We start from the raw sequence: 17,927 nt of genomic DNA on the forward strand, positions 1-17,927 counted from the left end.
GAAAAACGCTCTTGAAATTCGAATAAGGATAGGCTTTTGAATCTTTGCTCCATAAGTTTATGTATTTATCCCTTGAATTTACTCATATTATTAATATTTACAAAACGCCTAAGTCGATTAAATTATTATAATAACCTCTTATGTGATGCAAAAAAAAACAATTTTGGTCTCATTATCTATATTCCATTTTCAACTGCCAGTTTAGCTATAGAAAAAAGCATTAATTTATGGATTACTAATATTCCTATAGATTGGAAAGAATCATTTAATATAAAAGACAATGATTTATCCACCTTGATTTCTTTGTTAATTTGTAAAAATTGGAAAGGGACTATCGAGGTACAAATTCTGAATAATAATAACCAAATTAAGTTTTCTGAGACTGATATAGAAGATTTACTTACGATGGTTAGATTCCCAAAGAATACTTCAGTAACCGTAAAACATGGAGATTTGCTTGATAATGTAACTAGGGAAAGAAATACTGATGTAAATATCTTTAGCATTGAGGAAGGAATGTCTGTTGAAGATATGGTTAAAATTGTAAATCAATCTCGAATTTCAGCAATCTTTTGTGCAGATTCTGATTTCGAAAATGTTTTAGTGTAAGAAACATTGAAACATTGCCCATGTAATCAAGAGTTATCTTCATAACAAATTGATTTACATGAGTTATTAATTGAAACATTAAGCATCCTTTGCTTTAGAAATCTTGCGTATTGCGATAAAATAAATCATTACTTAAAAACCACACCATAAAAACATATTGTGTAAGCAGCTTAACGATTGTGCGCCCTAATAAAATCGCTAATAAGGTAAGTAATTAGTTTACCTACCATAGTAGCTGTCTTTTTGGTTGGAGCTGCCTCACAGATGTGCAAGTAACTGGCATTGGTATGTGTTGCAAAATATGAAACAAACGCTCTGGCCTGGTTAACCGTAAATCCACTTGGTGTCATAGCACTACTAGGAATGTTCTCAATGGCATCGCAGTCTATTTCAATGCCAAATGGTTCTTCTTCAATATGTACTAAAGCACGTTTTAAAGCATCTTTATAATGAACATCATGTCGTATTTTTAAGGCTTCAAACGTATTATAATCGATCGCCTTTAATTTATCGATGGTCTTAAAAAGTATATCGGAAGTATAATTTTCATGTAAGCCAAACACAAAATAATTTTTTAAAAAGCCTTCGGCGAAAGCATATGAAAAACCATTGCCACTGTGCCTGCCTTCTTCCGCTCTAAAATCGGAATGTGCATCAAGGTTAATCGCGTTAATGGGTTTGTTGAGAGCTAGACTCGTCCCCTTTATATTTCCGTAGGCATTATTATGCCCACCTCCAACAACAATAGGAACTTTTCCTGCCGAAACAATTTGGTGAATGCAATAGGTAACATGCGTGTCAATTATTTCAACCAATTTTCGGGCTTTCATTAAACTTTTTTTCTTGGATTGGTCCAAACTTGAAAGTTCCATTAGTTCATTTGAAAAATCCAAATGCCCTAAGATGAGTGCTTTTTTTGCCTTGGTTAAAGCATTACTTTGTATATTTAAAAGTACATTTAAAGTGGCGTTCCAAGCACTTCGAGCACCTGTTTTTCCTTGGTTGGCATAAACACCAATATCCTCCGGCACACCAATTATAACATAGGTAACATCCAAATTTATAAGTTGTTCGTATATATTTGAAATGCTGGTAAGCACTTGAACATGTTCACCAAATTTGGATTCACCAGAACGTTTGTTTAATAATTTATTTCGTGTAATATTGTTAAATAATACAAGTTTATCCATTGGTAAGTAAATAATTTTAGATTAAAAATACATCATTATTTATTTTAAGCATTATAAAAAGCAAAGTATTAAAGTTTATAAGAAAATTAATTTTTTAAGTACATTAAAAACAAGTAATTATGGAAAACAACAAGAGTAATATCGGATTAAAAGTAGCCTTAGGGATTGCGTTGGTTTTGTTTTTAGGGACAGGATTTTACACCATGAGCCTTTACAATAAAAGTAAAGAAGAAAAGAAAGAGCTGGTAGAGCAAAAACAATTGGTTATGAACGACCTAAGCGCTATGGCCAAGCAGTATGATGAAGCTATAAGCGAAAATGACATTGCTAATCAGAATTTAATTGAAGCTAGAGCAAGGATACAGGGTTTAATAGACTCTTTAAAAATATCGGAAACCAATGTTAAGAGCTTATGGCGATACAAGCAAAAATATGCATCACTGCAAAAAGAAATGGATGTTTTATTGGCTCAAAATGATTCCTTGAAAGTCGCTAACTCATACTTAGCAACATCGTTGGATAGCACGAGAGTACGTTTAGAAGAGCGTACTTTATTTACAGATTCCTTATTGGTACAAAACACAGCGTTGGCTGAAGTCGTTGAAAATGCAGCAGTTTTATCGACTGTTGGCTTAAAGGGCTTTGGTGTCATAGAAAGGACTTCAGGGAAATTAATTCCAACAGAAAGAGCGAGTCGTACCGATAAAATTAGAGTTTGTTTTACAGTTGCAAAAAATGCATTAGTACAAGCCGGTGATCAAGAGCTTTATGTGCAAGTAATTGACCCTAAAAACAATACTTTAGGATTAAATGAACAAGTACAATTTGACGAAAAAACACTGAATTACAGTATTATTAGCAAATTTAATTACGAAAACGCTAACCTTAATATTTGCGAATTCGTAGCCTCTAAAGGAAACAGTAAATTTGAAAAAGGAAGATACGTTGTTAATATTTTTAACGAAAAAGACCTTGTGTCAACATCCGAGTTTACCTTGAAGTAATATTTAAATATAAGCATATATAACGAAATGCTGCAAGTGGTTACTTGCAGCATTTTTTTATGACAAAAAAATAGATATTTTTATTGTTAATAAATCGTTAAATTGTATATTGCACAGGTTTCTTTGAAAAATGAAAAGAAATTACAACGATTAATAGCTAACCAACCAACTAAAAAAACAGGTAATAATTATTACCTGTTTTTTTTATATCTTGGGTTTTACTATTACTATTTAAGGCTTCCCACCATATCTTCGGGCTTTACCCAAGCATCATAATCTTCGGCACTAACATAACCTAAATTAATTGCTTCCTCCTTAAGGGTCGTACCATTTTTGTGCGCTGTGTTGGCAATTTCGGCTGCTTTATAATAACCAATTTTAGTATTTAAAGCCGTTACCAACATTAAGGAATTATTTAAAAGTTTCGTTATCACCTCTTGGTTAGGCTCAATACCTATAGCACAATTTACATCAAAACTAACACAAGCATCACCGATTAATTGTGCAGATTGCAAAACATTAGCAGCCATCACCGGTTTAAATACATTTAGCTCGTAATGCCCTTGCATACCACCAACACTTACAGCAACATCATTACCCATAACCTGTGCGCACACCATGGTTAAGGCCTCACATTGCGTTGGATTTACTTTTCCTGGCATGATTGAACTTCCTGGTTCATTAGCTGGAATAATAATTTCACCTATTCCGCTACGAGGACCAGAAGCCATTAAACGGATATCGTTGGCTATCTTATTTAATGAAACCGCTAGTTGTTTTAAAGCACCATGTGTTTCTACCAAGGCATCATGGGCAGCCAAAGCTTCAAACTTATTTGGAGCAGTCACAAAAGGGAGTGCCGTAAATTTCGCTATATATTCAGCTACACGTTTACTGTAGCCTTTAGGGGTATTTAGCCCTGTACCTACTGCAGTACCGCCTAACGCTAACTCACTTAAATGCGGTAAAGTATTCTCAAGGGCATTTAAACCATGATCTAATTGAGCAACATATCCAGAAAGTTCTTGACCCAAGGTTAGGGGGGTAGCATCCATTAAATGGGTACGTCCAATCTTAACAACCTTATTAAAAGCTTCCGATTTTTTCTTTAATGTGTTTCGTAATTGTTTGACACCTGGAATGGTAGTCTCTACAATCTTTTTATAAGCAGCAATATGCATACCTGTAGGGAAGGTATCGTTAGACGATTGCGATTTGTTTACATCATCATTTGGTTGGATGGTTTTTTCGCCTTCTCCAATAACTTTACCAGCCAATTGGTGGGCTCTGTTAGCAATAACTTCATTAACATTCATATTGCTTTGTGTTCCCGAACCAGTTTGCCAAATAACCAATGGAAATTGATCGTCGTGTTTACCTTCTAAAATTTCATCACACACCTGAGCAATTAAATCACGCTTTTCAATAGGAAGGACGCCAAGCTCGCAATTGGTATATGCGGCAGCTTTTTTTAAATACGCAAAGCCATAAACAATTTCTAAAGGCATTGAAGCTGCAGGGCCTATTTTAAAATTATTTCTTGAGCGCTCGGTTTGTGCTCCCCAAAGCTTATCGGCAGGTACTTTTACCTCGCCCATAGTATCTTTTTCTATTCTGAAATCCATGATAATTATGATTTATTTTAAGTCACAAAGTTAACTGTTTTGTGTGTTTTTTATGAGGATTAAATAGAGATTTTAAAAGAAATTTCAACATTTGTATAAGACCCGAAATTGGAGTAACTTTGATACTAGTTAGAATCAGAATACTCTGATATAATAGTTAAAACAAAGTATAAATATTTAAAACTTAAATAATCATGGCAGCAATTAGATTAGGAGATGAAGCCCCAAACTTTACAGCAATGTCCACAGAAGGAGAAATTAACTTTCACGATTGGCTAGGCGATGGCTGGGGGGTGTTGTTTTCTCATCCAGCCGATTACACTCCGGTTTGTACAACCGAATTGGGAACGGTAGCAAAATACAAAGCAGAGTTCGATAAGCGCAATGTAAAAGTTGTTGCTTTAAGTGTTGATGGTTTAGAATCGCATCATGGTTGGGTTAACGATATTAACGAGACACAGAATACAACCGTTAATTTTCCAATTATAGCTGATGAGGACAAAAAGGTATCAGAGCTTTACGATATGATCCACCCAAATGCAGATAGCAATGCAACCGTAAGATCGGTTTTTGTTATTGGTGATGATAAAAAAGTGAAGCTAACAATTACTTATCCAGCATCCACTGGTAGAAACTTTGATGAATTATTAAGGGTTATCGATTCCTTACAACTAACAGCATACCATAAAGTGGCGACGCCTGCTAATTGGAATAATGGAGACGATTGTGTTGTGGTGCCAGCAGTTACAAATGAAGAAATTCCTGCACTTTTCCCGAAGGGTTTTAAAGAAGTTAAGCCTTATTTACGTATGACACCACAACCCAATTTAAATTAGAAAAACTGTTAATAAATCTTAATATGGTATTGTAAAACAAAATGCTTTGCATTATCTTTGCACAAGATTTTTTAAAAGACACTTACAATTATGTTCGAATTTGACCAGTACTTAGGATTTTTAGCTTTCTTAACCATTCTTACCATTGGTTTTTGGTTAATGATTTTTTTGTTAACATTTGTAATTCCTTATTGGATTGGAGGTTCTTTAATTGAAAGAATTAAAGAAATAAGAGCTGAAAAAAAGGCGAAGAGAGAAGCATAAGAACAATTACTGTTTATAATATAAATGAAGGAAGCTAAATAGCTTCCTTTTTTTGTTGTATTTTTTCTGCTTATTTAGCAAATCAAACTAACATATAATATTGTGCAACTAAACAAGCAACATATTTATAAGTACGCAAACGGACGCAACGTGTTGGTTTTGTTTGTTGTAACAAATATTGTTTATGCAATAATGTTATTGCTAACAATACCTCGCGTCATGCAATTCTCCAACGGGATGAAATTATTGGATATGATGCCTGGAGGCTATTCGCAAGAATATGTGAGCACACTCTTTTTAACTTTAGGTTATGAGGGTAGAAGATTATACTTATGGAACCAAATTCCAATCGACATGGTTTATCCTTTTTTATTTGGTATTTGTTATTCTTTACTATTGGTATATTTTTTAAAAAAGATTAATAGGGTAAATTCTAAATTGCTATATCTAACCTTACTTCCCATTGTTGCTGGCTTAGCCGATTATGCTGAGAATTTAGGCATCATTACAATGCTTAATGCTGCTCCAGAAATAGCACTTACAACAGCGCAATTAACAAATGTGTTTACACTTATAAAAAGCATTGCTTCAACTATTTATTTTGTTGTGTTATTGGCAACGATCATTGCTTTTTTAGTTAGCAAAACAAAAAACAAGTCACGCAATACCATTAACCAATGAGCATACAGCCTCTTTTAGAATATATAAGAAAACATATTGACCTATCAAGTCAAGAAGAAAGTATATTGGCTTCTAAAGTTGTTTTAAGAAAGTATCTTAAAGGGCAGTATATTGTGCAACAAGGCGATGTATGCCAATACGAGTGCTTTGTTTTATCCGGCTGTACAAAAACTTTTTATGTAGACGAAGAAGGACAAGAGCACATTGTTATGTTTTCGATAGAAGATTGGTGGACATCCGATATGGGAAGCTTCATTACCCAAACACCTGCCGATTTTAACATACAATGTTTGGAAAATACCGAACTTGTTTTGTTTCCTTACAATGAAATAGAATCACTATATAAAGAAATCCCAAAGTTAGAACGCTTTTTTAGACAAATAATAGAGCGGGCTTTTGTTACTTCACAAAAACGATTAGTTAGAAGTTTTAGCCTTTCGGCTAAAGAGCAGTACCTTCACTTTAGAGAACAATATCCTCAAATAGAACAGCGTATTCCTCAATATATGGTTGCGTCTTACCTGGGTATTACCAAAGAGTTTTTAAGTAAAATTAAAAACCAGCTTATTTATAAGCACTAATAATGTTAACCTCTTATGTATTATGATGAAATTCCATCAATTCGAGTAAATTTTACGATTGAAAATGGGTACAGTTTGTATCGAGAATAAGAATTCCATCTAGGGGGGGCTGTTAACACTAATCCCAAAAGTGGCTTTTGCGCCCTTTTTCCGCATTTCTTCGTCTATTTTTGACAACGTAGCCCGCTATGTTTTACAAAAATAGCCTCGAAATCCGAAAAAATCATCAAAAAATCCATGCATTACGTTTAGTGTTAACAGACCCTAGTTAGAAGATCCACGATGTGATTTTTCGTTTCTCAAGATCACTCTAACTGAAGAATTATTACTATTTTGATTCAAAAGGTACAATGGACAATGTTAATATAGTTTAACATTATTTTATAATCTAGTTTATTTTCTTCTCAAGAATTGTTCATGATATTTGTAATATAATTTTTATCAAGGAAAAATATAAATACAAACACATGAAAAACACAATTAAGAAATTAGTTATGGCAACAGTTGTTGCTTTTGTTACCTTCTCTTTCACTGATGGAGAAAAAAAAGAAATTAAGATTGAAAACAGTAAAGTGGTATGGAAAGGTTACAAAGTTACCGGTTCTCACGAAGGCACTATTGCTATAAAATCTGGGTTTTTAACTTTTGATAACGAAGCCCTAACTGGTGGCGAATTCGTTATTGATATGACGTCAATTAATACTACAGATATGGAAGGAGAGTATAAAGGAAAATTAGACGGCCATTTAAAATCGGATGACTTCTTTAGTGTAGCAAAGCACCCAACATCAAAATTAGTATTTACTAAGGTAATTGCTTCGGGTAAGAATGCTTACAATGTAACGGGCGACTTAACCATTAAAGGAAAAACACACCCTGTAACATTTACTATGTCTATTTACGGAAATAAAGCAACTGCTTCGATAAAAGTTGACAGAACAAAATATGGTATTGAATACAAATCTGCTAGTTTTTTTGATAGTTTAAAAGATAAAGCTATTTATGACGAATTCGATTTGGTATCAGATTTACAGTTTTAACTGTAGCAATATAACATAAAGAAGTAGCCTGTGGACTTAATTTCTACAGGCTATTTTTTATCATTACGTGAGTCTTGTTTAAGAGCAAGTATATATCTTCGAGTAAAATTCTGGAAGAATTCAGTGTTAAGTAGTCTATGAACCTATAAATTTTCTTGTTTTCGATACACCAAATCACAGATTTGACACTCTAACTGACGAAAATTTGTTATCCAAGACTAAGGTTGTTATAATTCATGAACGAGTGTCGAATACGGAACTATTTCCGAAATAATGTTTAAATCAAATAATTGTTGCTGTGTTCTATTTACGGTGGTTTCATCTATTAATTCTTGAGACCATTCGGTTAGGTTTAACCACTCCCTCACATCTTCCAACTGCTGACCATAATGCTTGGCTATGGTTTTATCTATGTTTAGAATCTCCTTAAATTTGCTTGTAGCACTATTAATGACCTTTAGTATGGTCTTTAAATATGCCGCATTATTTTCAATAATATCATTGCTTGCAGCTATTACAAAACAAGGCCAAGGTGATGGACAATTCCCTATCCGTCTAAAAATACCCGTATCGACCAAAGGTTTTGTCATGAATTTTTCCCATAAAAAATAGTCTGCGTTCCCTTGGGTAAGTGCGGTGACGGCTCCGTCCAGATCATTTATAACCTTAAATTTAAGGTCTTTTTTTAAATCCCAATTATAGTTTTTAGCATTTATATAACTCATTAAATGTGATCCCGAACCGTTCCGACTAATAGCGGCCTTGGTGCCTTTTAAATCGGAAATTGTTCTATATGGTGATGTGTTTGAAACATGAATACCCCAGTTAAGAGGCGTTTTAACATAAGTTTGAACAATTTTTGCAGGGTTACCCTCAATGATCGCTTTAATAATGCCTTCGGTAAGTATAACAGCAATGTCAATCTCGTTTTCTTCTAAAGCTTTGCACATAGCGCCTGTGCCTCCAGGAAAATCATGCCAGCATAAATCAATACCTTCTTTCTTATAGAGACCATCATTTAATGTTAAATGCCAGGCCAAATTAAAATGTTCTGGTACGCCTCCGATATTAATCTGTTTCATTCGTTTAAATTTTAGTAATTATTTTGACTATATGTTAATTATAAAATTAAAAACGAATGTAAGCTCTTGCTGCACTCGTTCTCACATTAAAAATTTTAAACATCACTTTTTGTGAAGAAATTTTTAAAATTTGTTAATGTTCGTTTCATCTGTTTACTTATAGTCTGTCCAATGTGTATGAAATAAGGCTTTCAATTACTGCTTCGGGTTGTTCACTAAACGTACCGTTGGTGCGATTTGCCAAAATTGCATTTAGGGAGATAGCTTGATGCCCTAATAATTTGGCCAATCCATAAATAGCAGATGTTTCCATTTCTAAATTTGTGATTCGAAGGCCGTTCAAAGTAAAAGTCTCAAATTTAGTGTTCAATTCCGGGTCTTGGAGAGCTAAGCGTAATACGCGTCCCTGGGGCCCATAAAAACCGCCTGAAGTAACCGTTATTCCTTTATGAATATTAGAACTGTCAAATTTATCTTTTAAAGCGTCATTTGCCTTTATAAATAGAGGGGTAGCTTTATTGTTTTTCCAGTTGGTAAATTGAACAAAAGCCTTTCCTAATGCAGTGTCGCATTCCCGAATAATATTGTATGCGTGTAACATACCTGTTATATCTAAACCATAAGTGCTTAAAAGAAAAGAGTTAACAGGAATCTCTTTTTGAATAGCTCCAGAAGTACCAATTCTTATAACATCTAAGCGTGTTAAATTCTTTTTAACAGTTCTAGTAGCAAAATCAATATTTACCAATGCGTCAAGCTCGTTTAAAACAATATCTATATTGTCCGCCCCAATTCCAGTAGAAATCACAGAAATTCGCTTGCCACGGTAAGTGCCCGTTTGCGTTTTAAACTCTCGTTTTTGAATTGTACACTCAATCTTATCAAAATGGTTTGTTATTTTTTCTACACGGTTTTGATCCCCTACAAGTAAAACAGTTGTAGCTAAATGCTCTGGTTTTAAATTTAAGTGGTATATGCTTCCATCAGAATTTAAAATGAGCTCGGACTCCTTAATTGGCATGGTAGGGCTGTTTTACAAGTTTATTAAGTGGTTTGCTAAACTGAAAATCTCTTTTCCTTACACCACCATACATCATATTATCTGCTATGTTCTCATAAAAATTAAGATGTCCAAGCAAGGCTTCATGTCCGGCTCTATTTAAACTTAACTGGTCATTGGTTTTTGTAAAGAAAAAACTTAAATTATCAATAATTCTAGCTAACTGAAGATCTCCAAAACCGTAATAGCCTTGATAGTTAATAGCATATCCTAATAAGTGGTGCTTAGATTTTATTGGATGGTCACGTACTAGTTTTAATATATTCTCTTCTATAGTAGTCAAACCACTTTTAGTATCTGGAAACCGTTTTAGGTGGGCCTTTAAACAGCTGCTTAAATATTTAAAAGATGATGTTTTAACAATATAAGGTTTAAGCAGGTTATGGTCTTTGCCGCAATAAATTCTCCAAATCGTTTTTGCCAGATCAATATCCTCTTTTTTAAGCTTTGTGCGTTCTTTATAATGAGTTGTTAATTGTTTAGGAGTAAGCTCGGACAAGCCTTTTAAATTCTTGCTTCCTTCAATTCTACCACTGCATATCAAATATATGGGATGATCTATCTTTTTTTCGTTTAGGAGATTTATAACAGCGATCATATTTATATGGCAAAACAAATCGTATTCAAACCAAAGGTTAATTTCGGTAAACATTTCTGGATGATTTAGCTTATCTATTTCCCGTATAATTTTTTTGTAATCCAGATCGATCTCGTAAAAGTCCTTAAAAAAAGAAGATCTTAGGGATAAAAAGCCTTTAGAATATATCGATTCCAATGTAGGGCCTTCACATAACATTTCTTCCCAAGTAAGCTTTTCTCCAACAATACCTAAATCGTTCAGGTAATTGGTTAAAACTGTCCCATTGGTAATATGCAATGCATGTGTATCCATAATTTAACCTCCAACACGTTTAACTTTAAAGCCTTTGTCTTTTAATATTTGCATAATTTTGTCACGATAATCACCTTGGATTATAATTTTATCATCCTTAAAGCTACCTCCAACACTTAACCGTGTTTTGATATCTTTAGCCAAAGCCTTAAAATCTCCAGTCGTTCCAGTATAACCTTCTAGTATGGTAATAGGTTTTCCCTTTCGCTTTTCATATTTACAGATTATGGGGTCGTCCTGTATCCATAAATTATCGGTTTCTTGCTGTTCTTTTTCCGGTTCATTAGATACATGATCCGGAAATAAATGCTTAAGTTGATCTTGTAAATCCATAATATTATTTTTTTACGAGTCCTAACTCCACAAGGCGTTCATTTAAAAATTCTCCAGCGGTAATGTCTTCAAACTGTTTCGGGTTATCTTTATCAATGCATACCCTTAAAACATCTAATTTCATACCGCTAATGGGATGCATAAAGAATGGAATGGAATAGCGTGACATACCCCATAATTCTTTTGGAGGGTTTACAACACGGTGAACAGTTGATTTTAATTTATTATTTGTATGTCTTGAAAGCATATCACCAACATTAATCATGAGTTCATCGGACTCAGCAATGGCATCTATCCATTCGCCTTGATGATTTTGAACTTGTAGACCTTTCCCTTGCGCTCCCATTAACAAGGTTATTAAATTAATATCGCCATGGGCTGCAGCCCTTACAGCACCTTCTGGTTCCTTTGTAATAGGCGGGTAGTGGATGGGCCGTAATATGGAATTACCGTTGTGTATATAGGCATCAAAATAAGTTTCTTCCAAGCCTAAATGCAGTGCCAAAGCACGTAAAACGAACTTAGCCGTTTTTTCAAGCATTTTATAGGCTTGTTTTCCCGTACTATTAAAATTAGGAAGTTCTTTAACAATTACATTATCGGGATATTCGGTAGCAAGTACGAGATCATCTTCAACATATTGCCCAAAGTGCCAAAATTCTTTTAAATCACCTTCTTTCTTTCCTTTAGCACTTTCTTTTCCAAAAGAAACATAACCACGTTGTCCTCCTATACCCGGTATTTCATACTTCTGTTTTATTTCTAAGGGGAGATCAAAAAACTGTTTAACTTCTTTATATAGGTTATTAACTAAATCTTGGTCTAAAAAATGGCCTTTTAAGGCAACAAAACCTATGGTTTCGTAAGCGTTTCCTATAGCGTCTACAAAGTTTTGCTTTCTAGTTGCATCATTAGAAATAAAATCATTTAAATCAACACTTGGTATGGTATGCATCGGGATAATTTTATGAAATAGTTGTATTACAAAGGTACGAAACATTGCATAGTTTAAGTGTGTCTATTTTGGGTAAATTTTATAGGCTTATAAGCTTTTTATGGTATATTTGGTTGAGACAAACATTAAAGTTTATGAGTCAGATATCCTCTTCAATTCACATGCAATATGATATTAAAAATATAGAACCTGCGACTTTGCTTAAGCTCTATAGGAACATGATCAAGTCTAGGCTAATAGAAGAAAAAATGCTAATTCTATTGCGTCAGGGAAAAATAAGCAAGTGGTTTTCCGGTATTGGGCAAGAGGCCATTGCCATTGGTGTAACAATGGCTTTAAACAAAGAAGAGTATATCTTACCGATGCATCGCAATTTAGGCGTTTTTACCAGCAGGGAGATCCCACTACATAAACTGTTTGCCCAATGGCAAGGAAAGGCATCGGGTTTTACTAAAGGTAGAGATCGCTCCTTTCATTTTGGAACGCAAGATTATAATATTATAGGTATGATTTCGCATTTAGGTCCTCAATTAGGAGTTGCAGATGGTATTGCATTGGCATCGAAGTTAAAAACGGAACAAAAAGTCACAGCTGTTTTCACGGGTGAAGGCGGCACAAGTGAAGGTGATTTTCATGAAGCACTTAATGTTGCTTCCGTATGGCGATTGCCTGTTCTTTTTTGTGTCGAGAATAATGGGTATGGGCTTTCAACACCAACAAACGAACAATATAATTGTAAGAACATAGCTGATCGCGGATTGGGATATGGAATGGAATCATATATTGTTGACGGCAATAACATAATGGAAGTATATAGCAAGGTTAAAGAATTAGCCGAAAGCATAAGGAAAGACCCAAGACCTGTATTGTTCGAATTTAAAACATTTAGAATGCGAGGACATGAGGAAGCAAGCGGCACTAAATACGTACCAAAGGATTTAATGGACTTATGGGCAAAGAAAGATCCTGTTGTTAATTTCGAGTTATTTTTAAAGGAAAGGGGTTTTTTAACCGATGAAGAGGAAAGCGGGATCAAACAAAATATTACAAACGAAATTAATACACATTTAACACTAGCCTTTGAAGAAGAAGATATCACACCTGATGAAATCATAGAGTTAAATGATGTTTATAAACATTTTGAATATGAATCAATTACATCTTTAAAAGAATCTAAAAACATTCGTTTTATAGATGCTATTTCTGAAGGTTTAAAGCAGAGTATGGAGCGTCATGCCGCCTTAGTAATTATGGGGCAAGATATTGCCGAATATGGTGGTGTGTTCAAGATAACGGAGGGTTTTGTTGAGCAATTTGGAAAAGAGCGTATACGCAACACTCCAATATGCGAATCAGCCATAGTAGAAGTAGGTATGGGATTGGCAATAGCAGGGATAAAAAGTGTTGTAGAAATGCAATTTGCCGATTTTGTAAGTTCTGGTTTTAACCCAGTAGTCAATTATTTGGCAAAATCACACTACAGGTGGGGGCAATCTGCTGATGTTGTTTTAAGGATGCCTTGTGGAGGCGGTGTAGCGGCAGGGCCGTTTCATTCGCAAACTAATGAAGCTTGGTTTACCAAAACCCCTGGCCTAAAAGTGGTCTATCCGGCATTCCCTTACGATGCTAAAGGGTTACTCGCTACAGCTATTAACGACCCCAATCCAGTACTTTTCTTTGAGCATAAAGGATTGTACAGAAGTATTCGACAAGAAGTACCTAGCGATTATTACACATTGCCCTTTGGTAAAGCATCGCTTATAAAAACAGGAGCAGAAGTGACAATTATAAGTTATGGTGCGGGAGTGCATTGGGCTATGGAAGTTTTAGAAAAAAACACATCCATTCAAGCCGACCTTATCGATTTGAGAACGCTACAGCCATTAGATACACAAACCATCTATGATTCCGTAAAAAAGACGGGGAAAGCCATTATTTTACAAGAGGATTCTCTTTTTGGGGGTATAGCAAGTGATATTTCGGCTTTGATTGTGGAACATTGTTTTGAGCATTTAGATGCCCCTGTTAAACGTGTAGCAAGTATGGAAACTCCCATTCCATTTGCAAAACAATTAGAAGCTCAATACTTGGCTAAAGATAGATTTGAAGCAGCTTTATTGGCTCTTATTGCATACTAATTATGTGGGTTATTTATTTCAGCTTCAGATAAAATAAAGGGGTAAGCAGCTTTAACTTTTTCTAATTCCAATTTTGATAGTTTATCAGGAGATTTTTTAAGTACATCTTTACAGAATGTATTTCTGAGTTCTAAATAAGCTTTTGTTAATTCGTCTTGTACAGCAATAAATTTTTGATAAGTGCTCTGCCTGCTACTTTGTAAAGAAATCACTGCCTTTCTAGGATTAGATGAGTTTTCTGGATATCTTTCCCCATTACAGTATTCACAACTTCCATCACCATTATTATCTACGAATATTTTTGTGATTTCTTTTAATTCCGAAATGTTAACCAGCTTATCTTCGACCATAATATCATCGTTGTCATTAATTAGGATACGTAAAATATCACGTTCCTTTATTGGCGTTTCGCAAACTGTACCAGGCGGACACTCCTTTGGCAGTTTTCTGTTAATACCTGCATCTTTAGAAATGGTAGCAGTTACCAGAAAGAAAATAAGTAATAAAAATGCAATATCGGCCATTGAGCCTGTATTTACTTCGGGCATTAATTTTGTACGCTTCATTTGTGATGTGTTTATACGTTAATGTAGTCTATCTATCACAAAAACAATACCATGTCTCTTTTATAAATCAATGCGCATACCGCTTACTGCCTTTCCAAACAACATCACTCATAGACTTAAAAGATATGGTACGTCTGTTAAATAAATCGTTTCCTTGTGTAATATTATCTAAATGCTTGTATATTCTGTTAATTGTTTTCATCTCTTGGGTAATTTATATTCCTTAATTAGAGAAGACGCTATATTATCTATAGCGTCGTTTGTTGTTCCAATTGTAACTCTTAGTGTTACTTAAAGTGCTTGTAATTTGATTGTTGTCTAATGTTCTCATGACTTTAATATTTAATTTGTTATATCTAATTGACGACGAGGGAGTCATTTTGTTACAGTACTATGCATTGCATAGTAATAAATTAACATATTTTAACTATTTTTAAGGAGCGGAGGGAGTAATTCAACTGAATTTTTGACTAGATTGAATGTTAGGAATAGTTTTTGTAATAGACCAATTGAGTTAGATAAAACTATATTTGTATTTTAATTACCCCTCAGTTAGAATGAGTATAGTACAACGTGAACACAATTAAAATGAAATGAAACTGACAAAATTTTATTTTCTATTTATTTGTTTCTTGATTTTTTCATTGTCAGCTTTTTCACAAATTGATAATCAAAAAAAATCAATAAGTATTCCTGCAGTAAAAAGCAAGAAAGATTCTGCCAATATTACAGCACTAAGACCAATAACTCCATTAGATAATAAAAGTCAAGCTAACGGGCTGAATACACCTAGATTATCTACAAACCTAGAAGTGCCCAACAAGGAGTTTTCCATGTTTGGAGAGAAATTTGGTAATCCAGGAGAGCTATATGTAAAACAAGTAAATAAAAACCTGGCAAACGTAAAGTTGTCCCCGGAAGAGGTAGAACAATTGAATGGTAGCAAAACAGACCAATATTTTGGTGATTTTAAAAGTAACGCAAAATATGTAAAAGTAGTTTATCGAGACCACGGTTATGTAGACGGTGATATTATACAGGTGTTAGTGAACGATGATGTTATTCATGCGCGTGTTTTTCTGTCCGGTGGGTTTAAAGGCTTTAAACTTGATTTACAACCTGGTTTTAATAAAATTGACTTCCTCGCTTTAAACCAAGGAGAATCTGGCCCCAATACTGCTGAATTTAGAGTGGTTGACGATACTGGCTACGTTGTTTCCTCAAACCGATGGAACTTGGCTACTGGTGTTAAAGCGACTATAATTATTGTAAAGGAGTAGTTCTTTACGCTAATTCAGCACAATTTCATCTATTAATTTTAAGGTTGCTTCAGAAAAGTTTAAATTATTTAAGGCCTCTACATTTTCTTTTAACTGCTTGGTTGAACTCGCTCCAATAAGCACTGATGCAACTTGTGGTTGTCTTAAAATCCAGGCAATGGCCATTTGTGATAATTTTTGTCCGCGTTCCTGAGCTATTGCTGCTAAAAGTTGTACCTTTTCAATATTACTTTTTACAGTTTCAATATTTAAATGTGTTAAATCCTTGGCCGCTCTCGAATTTTCGGGGATCCCTTTTAAATATTTGTCGGTAAGCATGCCTTGTGCTAAAGGAGAGAAAGCAATACATCCTGTACCTGATTTTTTTAAGGTTTCCAACAATCCGTTCTCTACCCACCGATCAAACATAGAGTAGCGGGCCTGATGCAAAATAAAAGGCACTTTTAATTCCTTTAATAGCCTCGCCGCTATTTTGGTTTCTTCAGGTTGGTAATTGGATATCCCGACGTACAGCGCTTTTCCTTGCCTAACAATATCGGATAGTGCTACCATGGTTTCTTCCAGTGGTGTATTAGGGTCTGGTCTGTGATGGTAAAAAATATCAACATACTCCAAATTCATACGTTTTAAGCTTTGGTCAATACTTGCTGTCAAGTACTTTCTAGATCCCCAATTGCCATAAGGCCCTGGCCACATATCGTAACCTGCTTTACTGGCTATGAACAATTCATCCCTGTAAGGTTTGAAATCTTTATTAAATATGGTACCAAAATTTTCTTCAGCCGAACCGTACGGAGGGCCATAATTATTAGCCAGATCAAAATGTGTGATTCCTAAATCGAACGCACAACGCAATATGTCCCTACCATTTTGGATGCTATCAACAAAACCAAAGTTATGCCATAATCCCAAAGAAATTGCCGGTAAGAGTACCCCGCTATTGCCCGATCGGTTGTAGCGCATTTGCTGATAACGGTTTTCTGATGCCTGGTAATTTTTTATTTGAGATTTATCGTTAATATCCATAAATGTATACGTAAGTAAAATTGAAAGGTAAAAATATAAATTAGTTTTTAAACTAGTAGGCAAACCCATTAGAATATATGCTATTGACTCGATAATCGAGATTTTAATGCCCCGAGGTAATTTGTTATTTAGAACCTGATTTCTATTTTAATGTATTGAAAATAAGTTTGTACCCATATACCAACTCGACTACTGTAATGGGCTATTTGCTAAAATTAACTTAAACTATTTATGGTTTTTAAAATAATAGTTAAATTAGCTCTTGAATGACAAAGCTAACATCCATATTATGTTCCTGCTTAATACTCGTACAGAGTCTTAACATTAGTTTAGAAGACTTTTCCAAACTGGATGTACTATTGGAATTAGCGACATTTCATGCGGAAAATTATGGATGTACCTTTTTAGATTTTCTAGAAGAAAATTATGGTGATGAAAAATGCTCACATACAGACAATCACCATGAGCATGATGACTTACCCTTTAAGCATGACCATAAATCCTGTCATCATATAGCAATTAGTTTTACAATTAATTCTGCCAATTTTGATATTAGCTATGCGGAATTCGTAGAAATTCCCTGTAACTTTTTTTATAAAGATTCCTATTCGTTATTCGAACGCCCATCTATTTTTCAGCCTCCCCGGGTTTAATTCAATTTAAAGGAATTACTTTCTTTTCAGGTAAGTTAAGAGAGTAGTTATACACATTCTAAATTTTAGAATTAAGTAATTAGAGAAATTTAAATGTGTAATGGTATAAAAA

General features: G+C 34.3%; 20 protein-coding genes. 10 read left to right on the plus strand and 10 right to left on the minus strand.

Annotated elements, in window-relative coordinates; genetic code table 11:
* Window positions 1-72 precede the first annotated feature (72 nt).
* Entirely contained in the window at window positions 73-609 is a 537-nt protein-coding gene (locus tag JF259_RS14050) for a hypothetical protein (RefSeq protein ID WP_199116127.1), read from the plus strand.
* A gap of 170 nt (window positions 610-779) precedes the next feature.
* Here the strand turns inward: JF259_RS14050 and JF259_RS14055 are convergent, their stop codons facing one another.
* Window positions 780-1,799, minus strand: a complete 1,020-nt coding sequence (locus JF259_RS14055; RefSeq protein WP_199116129.1) for a formimidoylglutamase — start codon at window positions 1,797-1,799, stop codon at window positions 780-782.
* 119 nt (window positions 1,800-1,918) lie between these two features.
* Here JF259_RS14055 and JF259_RS14060 point away from each other — a divergent pair, with 119 nt between their 5' ends.
* Window positions 1,919-2,803, plus strand: coding sequence for a chromosome partitioning protein ParA (locus JF259_RS14060; protein ID WP_199116131.1), 885 nt, complete (start codon window positions 1,919-1,921; stop codon window positions 2,801-2,803).
* 227 nt (window positions 2,804-3,030) lie between these two features.
* Here the strand turns inward: JF259_RS14060 and fumC are convergent, their stop codons facing one another.
* Complete coding sequence (gene fumC, locus JF259_RS14065) at window positions 3,031-4,428, minus strand: class II fumarate hydratase (protein WP_199116133.1); 1,398 nt, start codon at window positions 4,426-4,428, stop codon at window positions 3,031-3,033.
* A gap of 194 nt (window positions 4,429-4,622) precedes the next feature.
* Between fumC and JF259_RS14070 the strand changes: the two genes are divergently transcribed.
* From JF259_RS14070 to JF259_RS14090, 5 genes are all read left to right on the plus strand, one after another.
* Window positions 4,623-5,264: a peroxiredoxin gene (locus JF259_RS14070; protein ID WP_199116135.1), complete on the plus strand. Its 642-nt coding sequence runs from the start codon at window positions 4,623-4,625 to the stop codon at window positions 5,262-5,264.
* 90 nt (window positions 5,265-5,354) lie between these two features.
* Entirely contained in the window at window positions 5,355-5,528 is a 174-nt protein-coding gene (locus JF259_RS14075) for a hypothetical protein (RefSeq protein ID WP_199116137.1), read from the plus strand.
* A 102-nt stretch (window positions 5,529-5,630) separates the two neighbouring features.
* On the plus strand, window positions 5,631-6,209 hold the full coding sequence (locus JF259_RS14080) for a hypothetical protein (RefSeq protein WP_199116139.1): 579 nt from the start codon (window positions 5,631-5,633) through the stop codon (window positions 6,207-6,209).
* On the plus strand, window positions 6,206-6,790 hold the full coding sequence (locus JF259_RS14085) for a Crp/Fnr family transcriptional regulator (protein WP_199116141.1): 585 nt from the start codon (window positions 6,206-6,208) through the stop codon (window positions 6,788-6,790). The genes JF259_RS14080 and JF259_RS14085 overlap by 4 nt, the downstream gene beginning before the upstream one ends.
* 467 nt (window positions 6,791-7,257) lie before the next feature.
* Window positions 7,258-7,830: a YceI family protein gene (locus JF259_RS14090; protein ID WP_199116143.1), complete on the plus strand. Its 573-nt coding sequence runs from the start codon at window positions 7,258-7,260 to the stop codon at window positions 7,828-7,830.
* Between the two features lie 227 nt (window positions 7,831-8,057).
* Here JF259_RS14090 and JF259_RS14095 read toward each other — a convergent pair whose 3' ends face one another.
* From JF259_RS14095 to JF259_RS14115, 5 genes are all read right to left on the minus strand, one after another.
* Window positions 8,058-8,912, minus strand: coding sequence for a substrate-binding domain-containing protein (locus tag JF259_RS14095; protein ID WP_199116145.1), 855 nt, complete (start codon window positions 8,910-8,912; stop codon window positions 8,058-8,060).
* A gap of 157 nt (window positions 8,913-9,069) precedes the next feature.
* Entirely contained in the window at window positions 9,070-9,933 is an 864-nt protein-coding gene (locus JF259_RS14100; protein ID WP_199116147.1) for a nucleoside phosphorylase, read from the minus strand.
* On the minus strand, window positions 9,923-10,864 hold the full coding sequence (locus JF259_RS14105) for a DUF1835 domain-containing protein (protein WP_199116148.1): 942 nt from the start codon (window positions 10,862-10,864) through the stop codon (window positions 9,923-9,925). The genes JF259_RS14100 and JF259_RS14105 overlap by 11 nt, the downstream gene beginning before the upstream one ends.
* A 3-nt stretch (window positions 10,865-10,867) precedes the next feature.
* A complete protein-coding gene (locus JF259_RS14110; protein ID WP_199116150.1) occupies window positions 10,868-11,197 on the minus strand; it encodes a translation initiation factor in 330 nt (109 codons plus the stop codon).
* 4 nt (window positions 11,198-11,201) lie between these two features.
* Window positions 11,202-12,152 (minus strand): isopenicillin N synthase family dioxygenase, encoded by a 951-nt coding sequence (locus JF259_RS14115; RefSeq protein WP_199116231.1) that lies wholly within the window; start codon window positions 12,150-12,152, stop codon window positions 11,202-11,204.
* Between the two features lie 161 nt (window positions 12,153-12,313).
* Here JF259_RS14115 and JF259_RS14120 point away from each other — a divergent pair, with 161 nt between their 5' ends.
* The gene (locus tag JF259_RS14120) at window positions 12,314-14,290 is read left to right on the plus strand and encodes an alpha-ketoacid dehydrogenase subunit alpha/beta (protein ID WP_233164305.1); all 1,977 of its coding nucleotides are present in this window, start codon (window positions 12,314-12,316) and stop codon (window positions 14,288-14,290) included.
* Here the strand turns inward: JF259_RS14120 and JF259_RS14125 are convergent.
* Together JF259_RS14125 and JF259_RS17715 are read right to left on the minus strand one after the other, a co-directional pair.
* Window positions 14,287-14,856: an ExbD/TolR family protein gene (locus tag JF259_RS14125; RefSeq protein WP_199116154.1), complete on the minus strand. Its 570-nt coding sequence runs from the start codon at window positions 14,854-14,856 to the stop codon at window positions 14,287-14,289. The genes JF259_RS14120 and JF259_RS14125 overlap by 4 nt on opposite strands.
* 67 nt (window positions 14,857-14,923) lie before the next feature.
* On the minus strand, window positions 14,924-15,058 hold the full coding sequence (locus JF259_RS17715) for a hypothetical protein (protein WP_262894916.1): 135 nt from the start codon (window positions 15,056-15,058) through the stop codon (window positions 14,924-14,926).
* 391 nt (window positions 15,059-15,449) lie between these two features.
* Here JF259_RS17715 and JF259_RS14130 point away from each other — a divergent pair, with 391 nt between their 5' ends.
* Window positions 15,450-16,136 (plus strand): hypothetical protein, encoded by a 687-nt coding sequence (locus JF259_RS14130; protein ID WP_199116156.1) that lies wholly within the window; start codon window positions 15,450-15,452, stop codon window positions 16,134-16,136.
* A gap of 9 nt (window positions 16,137-16,145) precedes the next feature.
* Here the strand turns inward: JF259_RS14130 and mgrA are convergent, their stop codons facing one another.
* Window positions 16,146-17,162 carry an L-glyceraldehyde 3-phosphate reductase gene (gene mgrA, locus JF259_RS14135; RefSeq protein WP_199116158.1) on the minus strand — a complete coding sequence of 339 codons (1,017 nt, stop codon included), beginning with the start codon at window positions 17,160-17,162 and terminating at the stop codon, window positions 16,146-16,148.
* Window positions 17,163-17,428: 266 nt separating this feature from the next.
* Here mgrA and JF259_RS14140 point away from each other — a divergent pair, with 266 nt between their 5' ends.
* Window positions 17,429-17,815: a hypothetical protein gene (locus JF259_RS14140; protein ID WP_199116160.1), complete on the plus strand. Its 387-nt coding sequence runs from the start codon at window positions 17,429-17,431 to the stop codon at window positions 17,813-17,815.
* Window positions 17,816-17,927 lie beyond the last annotated feature (112 nt).

Source organism: Snuella sedimenti (assembly GCF_016428595.1).
Classification (GTDB): domain Bacteria; phylum Bacteroidota; class Bacteroidia; order Flavobacteriales; family Flavobacteriaceae; genus Snuella; species Snuella sedimenti.

Excerpts from the sequence above, each read along its gene's own strand:
- fumC (WP_199116133.1), bottom strand. The coding sequence starts at position 4,428 with ATGGATTTCAGAATAGAAAAAGATACTATGGGCGAGGTAAAAGTACCT.
- JF259_RS14120 (WP_233164305.1), top strand. The coding sequence starts at position 12,314 with ATGCAATATGATATTAAAAATATAGAACCTGCGACTTTGCTTAAGCTC.
- JF259_RS14075 (WP_199116137.1), top strand. The coding sequence starts at position 5,355 with ATGTTCGAATTTGACCAGTACTTAGGATTTTTAGCTTTCTTAACCATT.
- JF259_RS14105 (WP_199116148.1), bottom strand. The coding sequence starts at position 10,864 with ATGGATACACATGCATTGCATATTACCAATGGGACAGTTTTAACCAAT.
- JF259_RS14090 (WP_199116143.1), top strand. The coding sequence starts at position 7,258 with ATGAAAAACACAATTAAGAAATTAGTTATGGCAACAGTTGTTGCTTTT.
- JF259_RS14125 (WP_199116154.1), bottom strand. The coding sequence starts at position 14,856 with ATGAAGCGTACAAAATTAATGCCCGAAGTAAATACAGGCTCAATGGCC.
- JF259_RS14140 (WP_199116160.1), top strand. The coding sequence starts at position 17,429 with ATGACAAAGCTAACATCCATATTATGTTCCTGCTTAATACTCGTACAG.
- JF259_RS17715 (WP_262894916.1), bottom strand. The coding sequence starts at position 15,058 with ATGAAAACAATTAACAGAATATACAAGCATTTAGATAATATTACACAA.
- JF259_RS14115 (WP_199116231.1), bottom strand. The coding sequence starts at position 12,152 with ATGCATACCATACCAAGTGTTGATTTAAATGATTTTATTTCTAATGAT.
- JF259_RS14070 (WP_199116135.1), top strand. The coding sequence starts at position 4,623 with ATGGCAGCAATTAGATTAGGAGATGAAGCCCCAAACTTTACAGCAATG.
- mgrA (WP_199116158.1), bottom strand. The coding sequence starts at position 17,162 with ATGGATATTAACGATAAATCTCAAATAAAAAATTACCAGGCATCAGAA.
- JF259_RS14100 (WP_199116147.1), bottom strand. The coding sequence starts at position 9,933 with ATGCCAATTAAGGAGTCCGAGCTCATTTTAAATTCTGATGGAAGCATA.
- JF259_RS14055 (WP_199116129.1), bottom strand. The coding sequence starts at position 1,799 with ATGGATAAACTTGTATTATTTAACAATATTACACGAAATAAATTATTA.
- JF259_RS14110 (WP_199116150.1), bottom strand. The coding sequence starts at position 11,197 with ATGGATTTACAAGATCAACTTAAGCATTTATTTCCGGATCATGTATCT.
- JF259_RS14060 (WP_199116131.1), top strand. The coding sequence starts at position 1,919 with ATGGAAAACAACAAGAGTAATATCGGATTAAAAGTAGCCTTAGGGATT.
- JF259_RS14085 (WP_199116141.1), top strand. The coding sequence starts at position 6,206 with ATGAGCATACAGCCTCTTTTAGAATATATAAGAAAACATATTGACCTA.
- JF259_RS14095 (WP_199116145.1), bottom strand. The coding sequence starts at position 8,912 with ATGAAACAGATTAATATCGGAGGCGTACCAGAACATTTTAATTTGGCC.
- JF259_RS14130 (WP_199116156.1), top strand. The coding sequence starts at position 15,450 with ATGAAACTGACAAAATTTTATTTTCTATTTATTTGTTTCTTGATTTTT.